This window comes from Bacterioplanes sanyensis, from assembly GCF_014652515.1.
Classification (GTDB): Bacteria; Pseudomonadota; Gammaproteobacteria; order Pseudomonadales; family Oceanobacteraceae; genus Bacterioplanes; species Bacterioplanes sanyensis.
In genome coordinates, this window is sequence record NZ_BMYY01000007.1 from 117,465 (window position 1) to 134,275 (window position 16,811).

The 16,811-nt window shown below is 57.5% G+C and carries 11 protein-coding genes; 9 read left to right on the top strand and 2 right to left on the bottom strand.

Going from position 1 to position 16,811, the window contains the following annotated elements:
* The first annotated feature begins 18 nt into the window (after positions 1 to 18).
* From bcsA to IE090_RS11710, 4 genes are all read left to right on the top strand, one after another.
* Positions 19 to 2,265 carry a UDP-forming cellulose synthase catalytic subunit gene (gene bcsA, locus IE090_RS11695; protein ID WP_189388570.1) on the top strand — a complete coding sequence of 749 codons (2,247 nt, stop codon included), beginning with the start codon at positions 19 to 21 and terminating at the stop codon, positions 2,263 to 2,265.
* Positions 2,255 to 4,618 (top strand): cellulose biosynthesis cyclic di-GMP-binding regulatory protein BcsB, encoded by a 2,364-nt coding sequence (locus IE090_RS11700; protein WP_189388571.1) that lies wholly within the window; start codon positions 2,255 to 2,257, stop codon positions 4,616 to 4,618. Before bcsA ends, IE090_RS11700 begins: the two co-directional genes overlap by 11 nt.
* Before the next feature lie 14 nt (positions 4,619 to 4,632).
* Positions 4,633 to 5,664 carry a family 8 glycosyl hydrolase gene (locus IE090_RS11705; RefSeq protein WP_189388572.1) on the top strand — a complete coding sequence of 344 codons (1,032 nt, stop codon included), beginning with the start codon at positions 4,633 to 4,635 and terminating at the stop codon, positions 5,662 to 5,664.
* A gap of 278 nt (positions 5,665 to 5,942) precedes the next feature.
* Positions 5,943 to 8,771, top strand: coding sequence for a cellulose synthase subunit BcsC-related outer membrane protein (locus tag IE090_RS11710; RefSeq protein ID WP_189388573.1), 2,829 nt, complete (start codon positions 5,943 to 5,945; stop codon positions 8,769 to 8,771).
* Here IE090_RS11710 and dprA read toward each other — a convergent pair.
* Positions 8,763 to 9,851, bottom strand: a complete 1,089-nt coding sequence (dprA, locus tag IE090_RS11715; protein ID WP_189388574.1) for a DNA-processing protein DprA — start codon at positions 9,849 to 9,851, stop codon at positions 8,763 to 8,765. The two genes, IE090_RS11710 and dprA, sit on opposite strands and share 9 nt — an antisense overlap.
* A 21-nt stretch (positions 9,852 to 9,872) precedes the next feature.
* Positions 9,873 to 10,940 carry a LysM peptidoglycan-binding domain-containing protein gene (locus IE090_RS11720; RefSeq protein ID WP_189388575.1) on the bottom strand — a complete coding sequence of 356 codons (1,068 nt, stop codon included), beginning with the start codon at positions 10,938 to 10,940 and terminating at the stop codon, positions 9,873 to 9,875.
* A gap of 177 nt (positions 10,941 to 11,117) precedes the next feature.
* On the opposite strand from IE090_RS11720, the gene def reads away from it, so the two are divergent.
* From def to IE090_RS11745, 5 genes are read left to right on the top strand one after another with little or no spacing between them, the layout of a single operon-like run.
* The gene (def, locus tag IE090_RS11725; protein WP_189388576.1) at positions 11,118 to 11,639 is read left to right on the top strand and encodes a peptide deformylase; all 522 of its coding nucleotides are present in this window, start codon (positions 11,118 to 11,120) and stop codon (positions 11,637 to 11,639) included.
* Position 11,640: 1 nt separating this feature from the next.
* Positions 11,641 to 12,597 carry a methionyl-tRNA formyltransferase gene (gene fmt, locus IE090_RS11730; RefSeq protein ID WP_189388577.1) on the top strand — a complete coding sequence of 319 codons (957 nt, stop codon included), beginning with the start codon at positions 11,641 to 11,643 and terminating at the stop codon, positions 12,595 to 12,597.
* Complete coding sequence (gene rsmB / locus IE090_RS11735) at positions 12,594 to 13,916, top strand: 16S rRNA (cytosine(967)-C(5))-methyltransferase RsmB (RefSeq protein ID WP_229815740.1); 1,323 nt, start codon at positions 12,594 to 12,596, stop codon at positions 13,914 to 13,916. The genes fmt and rsmB overlap by 4 nt, the downstream gene beginning before the upstream one ends.
* A gap of 38 nt (positions 13,917 to 13,954) precedes the next feature.
* Positions 13,955 to 15,331 carry a Trk system potassium transporter TrkA gene (gene trkA, locus IE090_RS11740; protein ID WP_189388578.1) on the top strand — a complete coding sequence of 459 codons (1,377 nt, stop codon included), beginning with the start codon at positions 13,955 to 13,957 and terminating at the stop codon, positions 15,329 to 15,331.
* Positions 15,332 to 15,340: 9 nt separating this feature from the next.
* The gene (locus tag IE090_RS11745; RefSeq protein ID WP_189388579.1) at positions 15,341 to 16,795 is read left to right on the top strand and encodes a TrkH family potassium uptake protein; all 1,455 of its coding nucleotides are present in this window, start codon (positions 15,341 to 15,343) and stop codon (positions 16,793 to 16,795) included.
* Positions 16,796 to 16,811 lie beyond the last annotated feature (16 nt).

Genomic DNA, 16,811 nt, shown 5'->3' on the forward strand with positions numbered 1-16,811 from the left:
CCCTCAAAGGAATGCCTCGTGGAACTCAGATCAGCTTCTGACTGGCCCATACGGGCGCTCTGGTGTCTGGCGTTGCTGCTGTATTTGTGGCTCGCCAGCTTACCATTGCTGCTGTTGCCGCAATATCTGCTGGCCGGCTGTGCTTTGCTGACGTTTTACTTGCTGTCGCGCATTACCACCACGCCGCAGGCGATTCATCGCCAAGGGAACAGTCCGCTGCGCGTATTGGTCATTGCATTAGCGGTGTTTTTAACCCTGCGCTACTTTTTTTGGCGCACTTTTAACACCCTGCCCACCGACGATCCGTTTAGCCTGCTAGCCGGGCTGCTGCTGTATTTGGCCGAGCTGTACGGCATTCTCATTTACCTGCTTGGGGCCTTCGTCAATATCAACCCTTGGCGGCGTGAGCCGGTGCCCCTGCCGCAGGATCAAGCGCTGTGGCCGACCGTCGACATCATGGTGCCAAGCTACAACGAAGACGCCGATATTCTGCGTATTACTCTGACCGCCGCTCGCGACATCGACTACCCCAAAGATAAGTTGAATGTGTACCTGTGCGATGACGGCGGCACGCTATTTCGCCGCTACCACCACAGTGACCCCAAGGTTCGCGCCGAGGCGCACCAGCGCCATCATGAACTGCGCCAGCTGTGCGAGGACATTGGCGTCACCTACTTAACGCGAATGCAAAATAACCATGCCAAAGCCGGCAACCTGAATGCCGCGCTGGAGCATACCCACGGCGAGCTGATTTTGATTTTGGACGCCGACCACGTGCCAACGGAAGACTTCCTGCAAAACACCGCGGGCTGGTTTTTAAAAGACCCCAAGCTGTTTTTGCTGCAAACGCCGCATAATTTTCTTAACCCAGACCCGATTGAGAAAAACCTGTCAACCTACGACAAAATGCCCAGTGAAAATGAGATGTTTTATGGCGTCATCCAGCAAGGTCTGGATTTCTGGGGCGGCACCTTCTTTTGTGGCTCGGCAGCGGTGCTGCGACGCGAGTACCTGATGCAAATCGGTGGCATCAGTGGTGACAGCATTACCGAAGACGCCGAAACCGCCATGGACTTGCACAGCTTGGGTTACCACAGCGCCTACATCAGTAAACCGATGGTGGCTGGGCTGCAGCCAGAAACCTTTACCGGTTTTATTAGCCAGCGGGTGCGCTGGGCGCAGGGCATGATGCAAATATTCTTGCTCAAAAACCCCTGGACCCGGCCCAGGCTATCGTTGGCCAAACGCCTAGCGTACACCTCCAGTGCCGGCTTTTGGTTCTTTCCCTTTGCCCGCGCCATCTTTTTAGTGGCGCCGCTGGCCTACTTCTTATTTGGCATCAATATTTATTACGCCAACCTGCAAGAAATGCTGGCCTACGCCCTGCCGCACCTGATCGCCGCCTGGGGGTTATCCAACTACTTTTTTGGCAAGGTGCGCTGGCCGTTTATTTCTGAAATCTACGAGACCATGCAGTCACTGTTCGCCTTGCCGGGCTTGCTCAAGGTGTTTAAGAACCCGCGGGCACCGTCGTTTATCGTCACGCCCAAAGGCGAGTTTCTCGAACAAGACTTTATTTCTCAGTTGGCACCACCGTTTTACTGGTTCTTGTTGCTGTCTTTAATCGGCTTTGCCGCGGCCATGTATCGCTACGCCTACTACCCCCTCGACCGTGACGTCGTCATCGTCGTCAGCGCTTGGGCGCTGTTTAACTTCGTCATGTTGATTGGCGCTTTGGGCGTACTGTTTGAGCGCAAACAACGCCGGGCTGCGCCGCGCATGGTGCTGCCCGAATCTGTGCCACTGACCTTCATCAGCTCAACCTTGCCGCCCTTAAAAGTCGCCTGGGTGCACGACGCCTCCAGCAGCGGCGCCGCCTTCGAGACCTGGTTTGACAGTGTGCCGGCACTGATTCAGGGCCAGCGTCTGCGCGCCCGTTATCGCCTTCCCGGCGCTCAGGATTGGCAAGAAATCCCCGTATTAGTGCGCAGCGTACGCCATGTGGGCAGCAAGGCCCACGAACACCGCTACCGCCTCGGCGTGCACTTTGACCCGCGCACGGATGCCGAGCACAGCGCCGTGGTGCGTCTGCTGTACAGCAGTAGCCGCCAGTTGGAGCACAACCTGGCGCGCCGCCATCAGCGCATGACCACCTGGCGTGGCTTGCTGTTTGTGTGTGCCACGGCACTGCGCTTCGGTGTTGAGCACATTCGCTTTGTGTTGATGCAAACCTTTGGAAAATCCAGGAAGTCCCATGAGAACTAGCAGGCTGCTAATGCATTGCGCGGCACAAGCCGTGCGCCAACTCCATCCCATTTGCTGGCTGCTGAGCCTGGCCTTGTGCCTGCCGCTGTCCACTCAGGCATTGGAAGGTGTTATTTATCGAGACGGCGAGCTGGTGGCGCCGCTGTCAGCGTTTAAGGGCGACGCTGTTCCTATGAACCTGCGCGGCGCCAGCGCCCGACAAACGCTGAGCATTCCCGTGCCGCATCGCTTAGACATCGATCAGGCCAGCCTACAATTAAGCTTTACCAACTCTATCGGTGTGGTGGAGGGATCGGTATTGGGCATCGAGTTCGATCAGCGCCCCATTGCGCAGCTCCCCCTGCGCGGCAGCAAGCCGCGCACCAACGCCCGCATGAATCTGCCTCTGCCCGAGATAGCGCCCGGCTATTATGAGTTGGCCTTTGAGGCGTCACAGCATTACAGCAGTGGTTGCGAAGATCCCACGCGAGCCTCGCTGTGGACCAAGGTCGACATGCAACAGTCGCAGCTGGTGGCCAAAGCAAAGTTGCGCCGTCTTAATCCGGTATTAAGTCAGCTGCCGCAGTTGGTGGACCCAAAACTTTGGACTTACTACCGCCTTAACGTGCTGACACCGCCCTCGCTGCCCACCGCCACGGTGTTTGAAGCGGGCTCGCTGGTGTCGCAAGGCACGGCACTGTTGCTCGATTACGCCCCCATGGGCGTTCAGCACCAGCCGCTGGCTCAGGTTGATGGCAAAACCCGTGATCGTCAGGCCAACAACACCGTATTAAGCGGCATAGATTTCAGCCAAGTCAGCGCCGGCGATGTCGTGGTGTTGGGCACCCGTGACAGCCTGATGCCGTATTTACGTCAGGATGAACTGAACCGCATCAATCAAGGTTATTTGGCGATTTTCCCGCGTCCAGACCAGCCCGAGTATTTTGTCTTGCTGGTGGCCGGCAACAGCGAGGATCAACTGCTGGAAGCGAGCAAAGCCCTCGCCTCAGGCCAGCTACTGCTGCCTTACGCCGAGCGTGCCCAGTTGGATGGCCTGTCCCTGCCCAAGATGCACACCCGCCAGGCGCGCGGTTTATTGATGCCAGACAGCGAGCGCAAACATCGCTTTAGCGAATTTGGTTTTCGCTCCACGACGATGCGCGGCATGGGCGCGACCGGCACCCAGCTGATGTTCTGGTCACAACCCGACCCCTTTGCACCGCTCAAAGACACCATCGACCTGGAAATCAATGCGGCTTATTCCCCCGGCATGAACAGCGATTCCGTGCTCAATATTTTGCTCAATGGCCGCTATGAGTCGGCGTTGGCACTGGCAGACCCCAGAGGCGGGCGCTATGAGCGCATGAAAATCAGCATTCCTTACGCGCATTTACAGCCGGGCTGGAACGAGCTGCTGCTGGTGGCCGATATGAAGCCGACGTTTATGGGCGGCGAGTGCCAACCGATTACCGACAGCCATTTGCACACCACGGTGTTCGAGAACTCCACCATTGCCCTGAACTCACGTGGCGACGTTACCATGCTGCCGGATCTTGACCTGTTGCAGCGCACTGGATTGCCCTTGGCGCATGAGCCCGATGGTCAGGCGTTGCGGGTAGCGTTATCCAGTACCAGCAGCGGCACTTTGTCGGCTGCTTGGACCCTGCTGGGCAAACTGGCGCAACTGAATCGCAACGCCCTGGTGGCCGCCGACTATAGCCTTAACCTCGCCGCCAGCGACGGCGATGAGCGCTCAACCTTGCTGGTGGGTGTTGACAGTTCACTGCCGCCGGCGGTGACCGAGCGACTGCAGTTCCCCAACCTCAAACAGAGCAAGCAGCAGCCACAGCTGCAACAGGAGGCGCAGACCGAAGTCTCCTTGAGCAATATGTTAATCGGGCTGCTGCCGGAATCTTGGCAAAACTGGTTTGGCCTGCAACAAAGCGAGCAACTGCAACGCATTTACGCCACAGCCGAACTAAACGCCGATTTTCGCCGCGAAAGCGCCATGCTGCTAATGCGCGACCCAGAGCAAAAGGAGCGCAGCATTGTCGTGGTGACCAGTGCCGACAGCGATAAACTGGCGCAGGACGTTGCCGCCTTGGTGCAGTTCGAGCCCTGGAGCCGTATCGCCGGCGATACCGTTTTGTGGAGTGCCGATTCCGACCGCCCGGGCCTAGTGCGCAGTGCCCGCCTGAGCAAGCCGGTGGATGAAGACAGCATCGGTATGCAGCGCAGCATTGGCTACTTCTTTACCCAGCATCCCATGTTGTTCCTGCTATTGGTGATAGTCACCTTGGCCTTGCTGGTGCTGCTCACTCATTACTTGCTGGCCCGCCGCCAGTTGCGCCGTCAACACAACCCGGGCGACTGACGATGCGGCTTGCCATGGTTTTGCTATGTACCTTGTTGCTAGCGGGTCAAAGCTGGGCGGCCAGTTGGCTGCCGCGCCAACAGCCGTCTCTGCTGCAACAGCATTGGGACAGTTTCAGACATTGTTTTATCGACCCGACCGGGCGCGTGATCGATACCGGCAATGGCCACATCAGCCACTCCGAAGGTCAGGGCTACGCCATGCTGGCGGCCTCGGCGGTGGGCAACGAGGCGCAGTTTGAACAACTGTGGAGCTGGACGCGCCAGCACCTGCAACAGCGCCATGACGATCACTTATTGATCTGGAAGTGGCAACCCAAGGCACCCCACACGCCAGACCTGAACAACGCCAGCGATGGCGACATTGCCGTCGCTTGGGCTCTGCTGCGTGGGGCGCAGCGCTGGCAACGGCCGCAGTGGCAGCAACACGCCCTGCAACTGTTAGCCGACATCAAACAACACCTGCTGCGCACTCAGGGCGAGCAAATATTGCTGTTGCCCGGCGTTGACGGCTTCAGTCATGACGATGGCCATGAGTACAACCTGGCTTACTGGCTGTATCCGGCCTTACGCAGTTTTGCCCAACATCAACCCGAAGGGCCGTGGCAACGGCTGATCGACGCCGGCTTGCGGCTACTGCGCGACAGCAGCCAAGCCAATGAACTGGGCTTACCCGCCGACTGGTTATTGCTCAGTCACGATAACCAACTGCAGCAGTACGGCGAACGCCGTGGTCGCTTTGGCTTCGAAGCCATTCGTATCCCACTGTACTTATGCTGGGCCAACGCCTGCGAGCAGCTGCCCGACAGCGTGCGCTATTGGCTGGCACGCCAATCACAGCCACCGGCCTGGATTAGCCTCGATGGTCATCAACAGGCCAGCTACCCCTTATCACCTGGGGCCATGCAGATACGCGAGTTACTACTCACAGGGCGCAGCACAGCACCACCGGCCCAATGCACCCCTGAGCAACCCGGCGATTATTATTCCGCCGTGCTCGCCCTGCTGGCTGTTATGGCCAGCGACGAACAAGGGAACACCCCATGATGAAGCGATTGATGTTAATAGCGCTCATGCTAACAGTTTGGTGCTCAGGCATTGCAGCAAGCGAGACTTTGGAAGCCAACGCCAGCGCGCAGCCCGTACAAATTGTGCAGCAACCTCAGCAAGTGACCGTTCTGCCCGTTGAAGAGGCTGATGCCAGCAGCGCAGCAAATGATTCTTCACCCGCCCTGAGCAGCTCACAACTAACGCCTGTTTCAGGGCCGGTTTCAGGGTCGAGCACAACCTCGCCAGCCAGCACAGCGTCAGGCAATTGTCCTGGCATGCAACAAGGCTGGAACACGGCACGTAACTTTCAGCAGCGGGCCATGCCGGAGGCGGCATTGCAGACTTTCGAACGCCTGCTAGAGGATTGCCCAGACGCCAATGATCGCCTAGCGACCCTGTACCAGGCGCGCGATGTTCTCGGCCGCGACGCGGTGCTACCACTGGCGCAACAACAGCTACAGCGCCTGCAGGCAGAAAAACCTCGCCGCCAGCTGCAAACCTGGCTACACCAACAACGCAATGACAAGGCGCTAGCCCTGTTCCGCGCAGGTAACTATGCCGCCGCCAGCCACTGGTTGTTGAGCTATCAAGACGACATTCGCCAGCGCCGTGATATCGGTATGGCGCGCTTATTGGCAGACAGCCTAACCCGCCAGCAGCAGTACGACGCTGCCCTGAGTTGGCGCCAGCAAGCGGCAGTGTGGTCCGGCGGCAAAACCGAAGATATGCAGGCGCAAATCTGGTTGCATATTAATCAAGGCAACCTAGCAGCGGCAGAACAATTGAGCCGCTATGCCAATGGTCGCCAGCGCTATTTAATCGCCAGTCAGCGCGCCAGCCGAGCGTTTAAGGAAGAGCGCTACCAAGACACCCTCGGGCATCTGGATAACGCCAAGCGTTGGCAGCGTCAGGAAAATACCGATCACAGCAGTATGCGCGCTTGGTCGCTGTACCATTTACAGCAATTTGCCCCAGCCTACGCCTTGTTTAGCCAACTGTATCAGCGCCAGCCCAGTGACGATTTAGCCAAAGGCCTGTTTTACAGCGCCAGCCACAGCCAACAACTGCAGGCCGCGTTACAGCAGCACAACCAGCACGGCTTGATTAAAACTCTGGCAACCGACCCTTTGGTGCGCGATTTAAGCGGCGAGCGCAATCAACTGTCGATTCCCGAGTATGATCCGCAAACCCAGGCGATGGTGGCACAACTGCGCCAGCAACTGGCCGGTGAGCAGGCCGCGCAATTATTGGACAGCGACGACCCCGAGCACATGCAACGCTTGAGTCTCAACCTACAGCGCTACACCGAGCATCAACAAGATGCCGGTTTGGCACGGGCACTGGCGGCGGCGCATGGTCAGGCCGCCGATCGCTTGCAAGGCGAGCCACGTCAGCGCCAGCTGCAACAGTCCATTGATTGGCGTCAACGTGCCATTGCTTGGAGTGAGAGCAACGGTGAGGACCGTCTGGCCCTCGCCACCGCATTTATTCAACTGCAACGTACCGAGGAAGCTGAGCAATTATTGCAGCAGCTGGTGCATGAGCAGCCCGATAGCCCAGCACAACGCGACTTGCTCGCGGCCTTGCTCAGCCAGCGTGCCAGTGCGGCTTACCGCGACGAAGATTACGAACAAAGCCTGCAACAACTGGATAAACTCGAGGGCTACCAACCACTGAATGCCGAGCAGTGGCAGCTGCGCGGCTGGTCTCTTTATCGCCTGCAGGATTACGGCTACGCCTTCGATGCGTTTCAAACGGCTTATCAACTGGATGACAGCAACCCCGATAGCGCGGCGGCATTGATGTTCAGCGCCTACGCTGACAATAGCCTCGACGATGCCGCGGAACTGGCGACACAGCAGCCAGGCAGTTTGCGCCCACTGCTGGGCTATCAGCGTACCTTTGATGCCGCCCGCGATGGCGTGGATGCCGACTACTTCGACCTCGACTCTAACGGCCGCATTGTGCTGCAGCCGTGGTCCGGTTCGCGCTGGGTCAGCACTCAGGGCATGCGCATAGAGCAGCGCAGCGGTGAGCGCGGCACCAGTCAGCTCACCGCCTTGCGCATGCCGGTGGTGCAACTGCACTGGCAGCCACATTACTCACGCCACCAATGGTTTGGCCAATTATCTTTGCTGCAACTAAACAGTGGCGATAGCACCGATACCAGCCCGCTGGGCACGCCAGAGTGCTTACTGGCGCCAGCAGAAGACCCCTGCCCGCGCCGAACAACTGATAGTGGCAGCCAAGGCTTATTGCTCGAACCCAGCCTCAATTACCGCTACCAGGGCAGTTGGCTGGGGCTCGATCTGGGGCTGGGAACCACGCCGATGGGCGCTGAAGTGGACGCCCGCTGGACCGGCCATGCCGGCTTTAATATCGGCGATGAAGCGGCCGGTATCTCAGTTGCGGGTCAGCGCAGCGCCAAGCGCGACAGCATGTTGTCTTATGTGGGCGTGGAGGACCCCTACGGCTCAGATGCTTGGGGGCGGGTTCTGCAAGACCAGCTCAACATCAGCGCCTATGCCCAGTTGGCAGAGCACAGCGACGTGCTGGCCAGCCTAGATGTCGCCGAACACCAGGGCGAAGATGTACGCCGCAATCAGTCGATTAACTTTTATAGCCGGCTGAGCTTTCTCGCCGCCATGCGACGCGGTGAACTGGCGTTTGGCCCAGAGCTACTCACCAGCCGCTTCCAACGCAACCTCAGTGGTTTCAGTCGCGGCCATGGTGGCTATTTCAGCCCGCAAATGCTGGTGCGCATGGGGGTTTTTGCACACTGGCAACAACCACTATCACGTCGCACTTACTGGCGCAGCCAGTGGTCGCTGGGCTATCAGGTGCACCATCAGGATTGCCTGAAAGCTTGGTTCAACAGCGGCAGCCAGTGCTATCAAGACAGCAGCGATGAGGCCGGTGTGGCCGCCAGCGCTGACCTCGCACTGCTGCATCGCCTAGGGCGTAGCCAGCATCATATCGGCAGCCAGTTGCAGCTCAGCATCAGCCCGGAGTTTGAGCAGTGGTCGGTGTGGGTGTTCTGGCAATACGCCAGCGACGGCGATACCTTGCAACAGCTGTTAGCCAAGGCACTGCGCTCACCTTAGGCGCACAAAGCCACCGCCAGACTGACGCAGCCAGCCGGCCAGTTCCAGCTCCAACAGCTGCGGCAGCAGTTCGGACACACTCAGCTGGCTGCGCACGGCGATAACATCCACCGCCGTGGGCGCAAAGTCGACACAAGCGACCAAGCCAGGCTGGGATTGATTACTGATGCCTGGCTCGGCCTCAGAAGGCGCAGACTGCAAGGCCAGTATGCCCAATTGCTGCAGCACATCGTCGGCGCTTTGCACCAAGGTGGCACCCTCGCGAATCAACTGGTGACAGCCCTGACTGAGCGGATTGCTCACCGCACCCGGCAAGGCCATGACTTCACGCCCTTGCTCCGCAGCTTGGTGGGCAGTGATCAACGAGCCACTGCGCAACGCCGCCTCGACTACCACCACACCGCCACTCAAACCGCTGATGATGCGATTGCGCGATGGAAACTGCTGCGCCCGCGGCGCCGTGCCTGGGGCAAACTCCGATAAAATCAAGCCTTGGCGGAGCAGTGAGTGAGCCAGCGACTGATGCCGCTTGGGGTAAATAATGTCAGGGCCACAGCCCAACACTGCAATGCTGCGCCCTTGGCTGACGGCGCCCTCATGGGCAGCACCGTCAATGCCGAGTGCCAAGCCAGATACCACGGTCAAACCCGCTGCCGCCAAACGTCCGGCACACTGTTGTGCCCATTCGATGCCATAACGGCTGGGGTTGCGGCTGCCGACCATGGCCACCGCCGGCTGCTGCAAGGCCTCTAACTGGCCGCGGTAATAAAGAATGATGGGAGCATCCGTTAATGCCGCCAAAGGTTCAGGGTAAGGCGGCGTGCCCGCCAGCAACACGCCGCCATCGCTGTGCTGTCGCCATTGCTGCAGCTTCTCAAAGCCCTGACTGAGACTGGCATCCGTACACCAGCGCTGTGCCAGCTGGGCATTCACACCGAATTGAACTAAATCTTCGCCCGAGAGCTGGGCTAAATCACGAGGATCAGACAGTTGCTGACGCAACTCATTGAGGGAGGTATTTCCAAGGCGAGGCAGGCGGCGCAAACGCCACCATGCCAATAGCTGCTCGTCCGTGAGCATAGGCAAATCCTGCTAGGTTATTTAGGGAGAAACGAACTGGTCGCCCACCCGCAAGGCTTTGGTAGCACGCATAATTAAGCCGTAAGACATTTTTTCGTAGGTGCGGAACACCATCATAATGCCAGCACGCTCAGACGGTAGACGCACGTACTCGTCTTCTGCTCGATCATATACCACTTCACCGGCTTTATTGACCAGCAACACGCTGCCGGCTTCTAAGCCATCGCGCTCGCCACGGTTCAGTACCACCACATCGAACTGACCGACCTGACTGACACCGCCCGATACCGCCAGAATCTGGCCGCTGACATCTTGTTTGGGGGATTGCGGAATAAAACGCGACATCAAGCGACGGTCTTCGGTTTGCAGTAACAAATCACCGACCGAGACGTGCTGATTGGTGCGCTCCAGCTCCAGCGTTAAAATGTCGTCATCAACTGCGGTCACTCGGCCTTGGCCAATATCCAAAGCTTCTAAGCCCAGCACTTCATCAGTTTCTGGGTCACGGTAAACCTGACCACGACGATAAATTGAATAAGCCGCTGCGACTTTGTTACCAATCTTGCCACGGGCATACACTGTGCCGCCAGCGCCCATCAAGATGCGCCCTTCCTGACCGGCCAGCACACGGGGTGCGTTATCCAACTCTTTCGGCCCCACCACCCGGTGGTCACGTAAAAAACCACGAATGGCATCCATTGGAATGGCCGGAATAGCCGACTCAATCGGCTCAACCCGCACCGTAGGGTGCATTTTCATGGTGCCAGGTTCTGAGCCAGGCGATAGTTTGATGGTGCGCGCACTGTCGCCACGCTTGACCACAGTCACTCGTCGCTCACCGTTAACATCAATCAGTGCCAGCATATCGCCAGGGAAAATCAGGTGCGGATCTTCAATTTGGCGATTAAGGTACCAGATTTCCGGCCACTGCCAGGGGTCGTTGGTGAAACGCTCAGAGATGTCCCATAAGGTATCGCCGTCTTTGACCTGGTAGCGCTCTGGCGCGTCTGCTTTTAACGGCAGCGCCGCGACCGTGGTCGACAGACACAGCAAACCGGTAAGAAGAACGCGCTTGATGGTTTTGCTCATCCTGTATTCCCTTTATCATGAACGCATCTGACGATGCGCAGTCGACAGCGCTGCGGCGGCAAAGCCGCTCCTGCCTGACGGCCGGAACCGCGCACTTGCTTTCTGTATCGCCAGCCAGTTTAGCAAGTCAATTGCTTGCAGTTCTATACGCACAGTTAATCTATCGATAGAGACATTATGGCCATACTCGATATTCTCGAATACCCGGACCCACGCTTACGCAATGTCGCGCAGCCTGTTAAGACTGTAGACGACCGAGTGCGACGCATCATCGACGATATGTTCGACACCATGTACGACGCACCTGGCATCGGTCTGGCAGCCACACAGGTCAATGTGCATGAGCGCATCATCACCATCGACGTTTCCGAGGATAAAAGCGAACCTTTGGTGTTCATAAACCCGGAAATCACCGTGCTGGAAGGCGAAGTAGAGAGTATGCAGGAAGGTTGCCTGTCTGTGCCGGGTTTTTATGAAGAAATTTCCAGGATTGAGCACTGCTTGGTAAAAGCGCTAGACCGAGATGGCCAACCATTTGAAATGGAATGCCGAGGTCTGTTAGCAGTTTGCATCCAGCATGAGGTCGATCATTTGGAAGGCAAACTCATGGTCGACTACCTGTCGGCGTTGAAGCGCAAGCGCATCAAAGACAAGCTGGATAAAAAGCACAAACTCGAAGCTCGCCAAGGACAGCGTTGATATGGCTTTGAAACTGATTTTTGCCGGCACGCCGGATTTTGCCGCTGTGCACCTGCAAGCGTTGATCGACAGCGAGCACGAAGTCGTTGCTGTTTATACTCAGCCCGACCGGCCGGCCAAACGCGGCAAAAAGCTCACTCCCAGTGCGGTTAAAGCAGTCGCTTTAGCGCACGATTTGCCCGTTTATCAGCCACTCAACTTCAAAGATCCGGCCGATGTTGAGCAACTGGCGGCGCATCAAGCCGACGTTATGATTGTTGTCGCCTATGGCTTGCTGTTGCCTGCCTCCGTGCTCAACACACCGCGCCATGGCTGCCTCAATGTGCATGCCTCGTTGCTGCCGCGCTGGCGCGGCGCGGCGCCCATTCAGCGCAGCCTGGAAGCCGGTGATAGCTGCACCGGCATTACCATCATGCAGATGGATGAAGGTCTGGATACCGGTGACATGCTGCACAAACTGACCACCGTCATCAGCCAAACAGACACGGGCGGCAGCTTGCACGATCGCTTAGCCGAGCTGGGGCCACCAGCGCTACTAGACACCTTGTCTGCGCTGGAAAACGGCACCCTGCAGCCGGAACAACAAGACGACAGCCAAGCCTGCTATGCGCGCAAACTTAGCAAAAACGAAGCCCAGCTGGATTGGCAGCAGCCAAGCTCTGAGTTGGCCCTCAAAGTGCGCGCATTTAACCCAGTCCCCATGGCGTATTCACTGTTAGGCAATGAGCGCATTCGCATTCTTGCCGCCGAGGCGGTGCACAAACCACACACATTATTGCCTGGCACCATAGTTCGCAGTGCCAGTGATGGCGTGGATGTCGCTTGCGGCCAAGGCCTGCTGCGCCTGACGCACATTCAATTGCCGGGCAAAAAGGCCATGACCATTGCTGACGTGCTCAACGGCCAACCGCAACTGCTGCAACCCAACTACGTTTTTAGCTCGGTAACCGAATCGTGACCTCATCTCTTTACGGCGCCGCACGTGCGCCGCTTTCCGCCCGTGCCGCTGCCACTCGGGCGCTGTCCCTGGTCATGCAAGGGCAATCTTTAAACCAGGCCTTGCCAAGCTTGGAGCAACGCGTCGACGAAGCCGATCGTGGCTTTTTACGCGACTTAACCTTAGGTAGCTGTCGCTATTTTCAGCGTCTCAACGCGCTTGCCAAGATGCTGTTAAAAACCCCCTTTGACGACAGCGACCAAGATTTACACGCGCTGCTGATCATCGGTTTGTACCAATTGCACGTGCAAGGCAAAGCCCCTCATGCCGCCGTGCATGCCACGGTAGGTGTCTGCGATGAGTTGGGCAAGAGTTACGGCAAAGCCGTGATCAACGCCTGTTTGCGCCGTTTTGGCCGTGAGTATGAAAGCCTCACGCCGCCGTTGGACGACAACCCAGTAACGGCCACCAGCCACCCTAAGTGGCTGGTCAAAATGCTCACCAAGGCTTGGCCCGAGCACGTCGACGCGATTTTACAGGGCAACAACGACAAGCCGCCCTTGTGCTTGCGCGTCAATGCTCGTCAGATCGGCCGTGATGATTATTTGCAGCAATTGCAGCAAGCCGGTATCGACGCTGCCCCCGCGCCCCACAGCGATGTCGGTATTTATTTGGCCCACAGCCAGGATGTAACGGCTTTGCCAGGCTTTGCTGACGGTCATGTGAGCGTGCAGGATGAAGCCGCCCAGCTGGCGGCACAGCTGCTGCAGCCACAAAACGGCGAGCGCATTCTCGATGCTTGCGCCGCCCCCGGTGGTAAAACCTGTCACCTGTTAGAAATGGCCGACGCCCACGTCACTGCCGCCGACATCGACGAGCATCGCCTGCAGCGCGTCAGCGACAACCTACAGCGGTTACAGCTAGCCGCCGAACTGCAATGCGCTGACATGCTTGAGGCAGAGAGCTGGCCAAGCCAGCATTACGATGCCATTTTATTGGATGTGCCCTGCTCAGCCACCGGCGTGATTCGTCGTCACCCAGACATCAAGCTGCTGCGCCGACGCGAAGACATTGCCGCCCTAGCAAACACCCAAGCGCAATTGCTCGCTCTGGCGTGGCAAGCACTGCGCCCGGGTGGCCGGCTGCTGTATGCCACCTGTTCGGTATTGCCACAGGAAAACAACGACCAGATTGAGCGCTTTGTGGCAGAAAACGCCGATGCACAGCTACAAAAACTGGACAAAGCTTGGGGAAATGCCTGTAATGCCGGTCGCCAGCTGCTACCGCAACAGAACGGCCACGACGGCTTCTTCTACGCGCTGCTGCACAAGGCGGACTAGCCAAACCGGTGATCCCGGAGCAATGACAGAGGTCGTCCATGAAAATCGTGATTCTCGGTGCCGGCCAGGTAGGCGGCACTTTGGCAGAGAACCTCGCCAACGAGCAGAATGATATTACCGTTGTCGATACCAGCCAGGAGCGCCTGCGCGAGCTGCAAGACCGTATCGACATCAAAACCGTCGTCGGTAATGCGTCCCACCCAAGAACATTGGAAGAAGCCGAGGCCGACGACGCCGACCTGTTGATTGCCGTCACTAACTCCGACGAAATCAACATGGTCGCCTGCCAAGTCGCTTTCACCCTATTTCGCACGCCGAAAAAGCTCAGCCGTATTCGCTCCAATGCATACAGTAAGCAGCAAAGCCTGCTGTTTAGTGAAGCGGGCTTCCCCATTGATGTATTGATCTCGCCAGAAAAGGTCGTTACCGACTACATCAGCAGTCTGCTGCAGTATCCAGGCTCACTCCAAGTACTGGATTTCGCTGGTGGCAAGGTACAGCTGGTGGCCGTTAAGGCATTTTATGGCGGCCCCTTGGTAGGCCAGCAAATTCAAACATTGAAAGAACACTTGCCCAACATTGATGCCCGCGTGGCCGCTATTTTCCGCCGCGGCCAAGCTATTGAGCCTATTGGCAGCACAGTGATTGAAGCCGACGATGAGGTGTTCTTTGTTGCCGCCAAGGCCAATATTCGCGCGGTGATGGGCGAGCTTCGCCGGGCCGAGGATTCCTACAAACGCATTATCATCGCTGGCGGTGGCAATATTGGTTATCGCTTGGCGCGTAACTTGGAAAAAGACTACCGCTTAAAGCTGATTGAACATTCTCGCAATCGTGCCCAGTTTCTCAGCGAGCACCTAAAAAACACCGTGGTGCTGTTTGGCAGTGCTACCGACAAAGCGTTAATGGAAGAAGAAAACATCGAAAACACCGATGTGTTCTGCGCCCTCACCAATGACGATGAGGTCAATATCATGTCGTCGCTGCTGGCCAAGCGCTTAGGTGCACGCAAAGTGATGACACTGATCAACAAGGCCGCCTACGTCGATTTGGTGCAAGGCGGCATGATCGACGTCGCAATTTCGCCGCAACAAGCCACCATTGGTAGCCTGCTGACCCATGTGCGGCGCGGCGATGTGGCCAATGTACACTCCCTGCGTCGTGGTGCGGCCGAGGCGATTGAAGCCGTTGCCCACGGCGATAGCCGCACCTCCAAAGTGGTTGGCCGCACCATCAGCGAAATTACCCTGCCGCCCGGTACCACCATTGGTGCCGTGGTGCGCGGTGATGAAGTCATCATGGCGACGTCGGATGTGGTGATTCAGTCTGAAGATCATGTGATCTTGTTCGTGGTCGATAAGCGCCATATTCCCGATGTTGAACGCACCTTCCAAGTGGGCCTCGGATTCTTCTAGAGCGTAACTATGCACTTTACCGTGATCGCCCGGGTGCTGGGCATTTTGCTGATGCTATTTAGTTTGACCATGGTGCCGCCCATGCTGGTGTCCATGTGGTATCAGGACCAAGCGACGCAAGCCTTTGCTATGGCTTTGCTGATTATCTTTGGCATCGGCTTTATAAGCTGGCTGCCAGTGCGCAGCGTGCGCCATGAGTTGCGTACCCGAGACGGCTTTGTGATTACCGTGTTGTTCTGGCTGGTGCTGTCACTGACGGGCTCGTTCCCGTTTATGCTGGCGGACAACCCGAATCTTAGCTTTACCGATGCCTTCTTTGAGTCATTATCGGGCTGGACCACCACAGGTGCCACCGTCATCACCGGCATCGATCATTTGCCTAAGTCCATCTTGTGGTACCGCCAGCAACTGCAATGGCTGGGCGGCATGGGCATCATTGTGTTGGCTGTGGCCATTTTGCCGATGCTGGGCATTGGCGGCATGCAGTTGTTTCGTGCTGAAACGCCAGGCCCGATCAAAGACTCCAAGCTGACGCCACGCATTGCTGAAACGGCCAAGGCCTTGTGGAACATCTATCTGATGTTGACCATTTCCTGTGCGCTGGCTTATTGGCTGGCCGGCATGGATGTGTTTGATGCCGTTGCCCACAGCTTCGCCACCGTCGCCATTGGTGGGTTTTCCACCTACGACGCCAGCATTGGCCATTTCGACAGTGCCGCCATCGAGATGATTGCGGTGGTCTTTATGCTGATCTCAGCGCTCAATTTTGGTCTGCACTTCTTTGCCTGGCACAACAAAGCCCAAGCCTTGCTGCACTATGCTCGCGACTCTGAGCTCAAGTTCTTTTTCTTTATCATTGCCGGCGGCATCGTGCTCACGGTACCGGCGCTGTACTTGACTGAAACCTACGGCTGGGCCGATTCCATCCGCTATGGCATTTTTGAAGTGGTGTCGGTGGCGACCACCACTGGCTTTGGTACCGCTGACTTCTCTGTGTGGCCCATCTTTCTGCCGGTATTGTTGTTTATGATGGCCTTTATCGGCGGCTGCGCAGGCTCCACCGGCGGCGGCATGAAAGCCATTCGCGTGTTGCTGATTCACAAACAAGGCGTACGTGAAATTCGCCGCTTGGTGCACCCCAACGCCATTATTCCCGTCAAGCTGGGGCCGACTGCCGTTAATGAGCGCGTATTGGAGGCCGTGTGGGGCTTCTTTGCCCTCTATGTGATTACCTACATGGTGATGATGCTGGCGCTGCTGGCCACCGGCCTCGATCACGTCACCGCCTTTTCCGCCGTCGGCGCCTGCCTGAACAACCTTGGCCCAGGGTTGGGCGATGTGGCAGCGCACTATGGGGATATCACAGATACTGCCAAATGGATTTTATCGCTGACTATGCTGTTGGGGCGGCTGGAGATTTTCACCTTGCTGGTGCTGATCAGCCCAGCTTTCTGGCGCAGCTAACCGTGGGGAAGGTGCC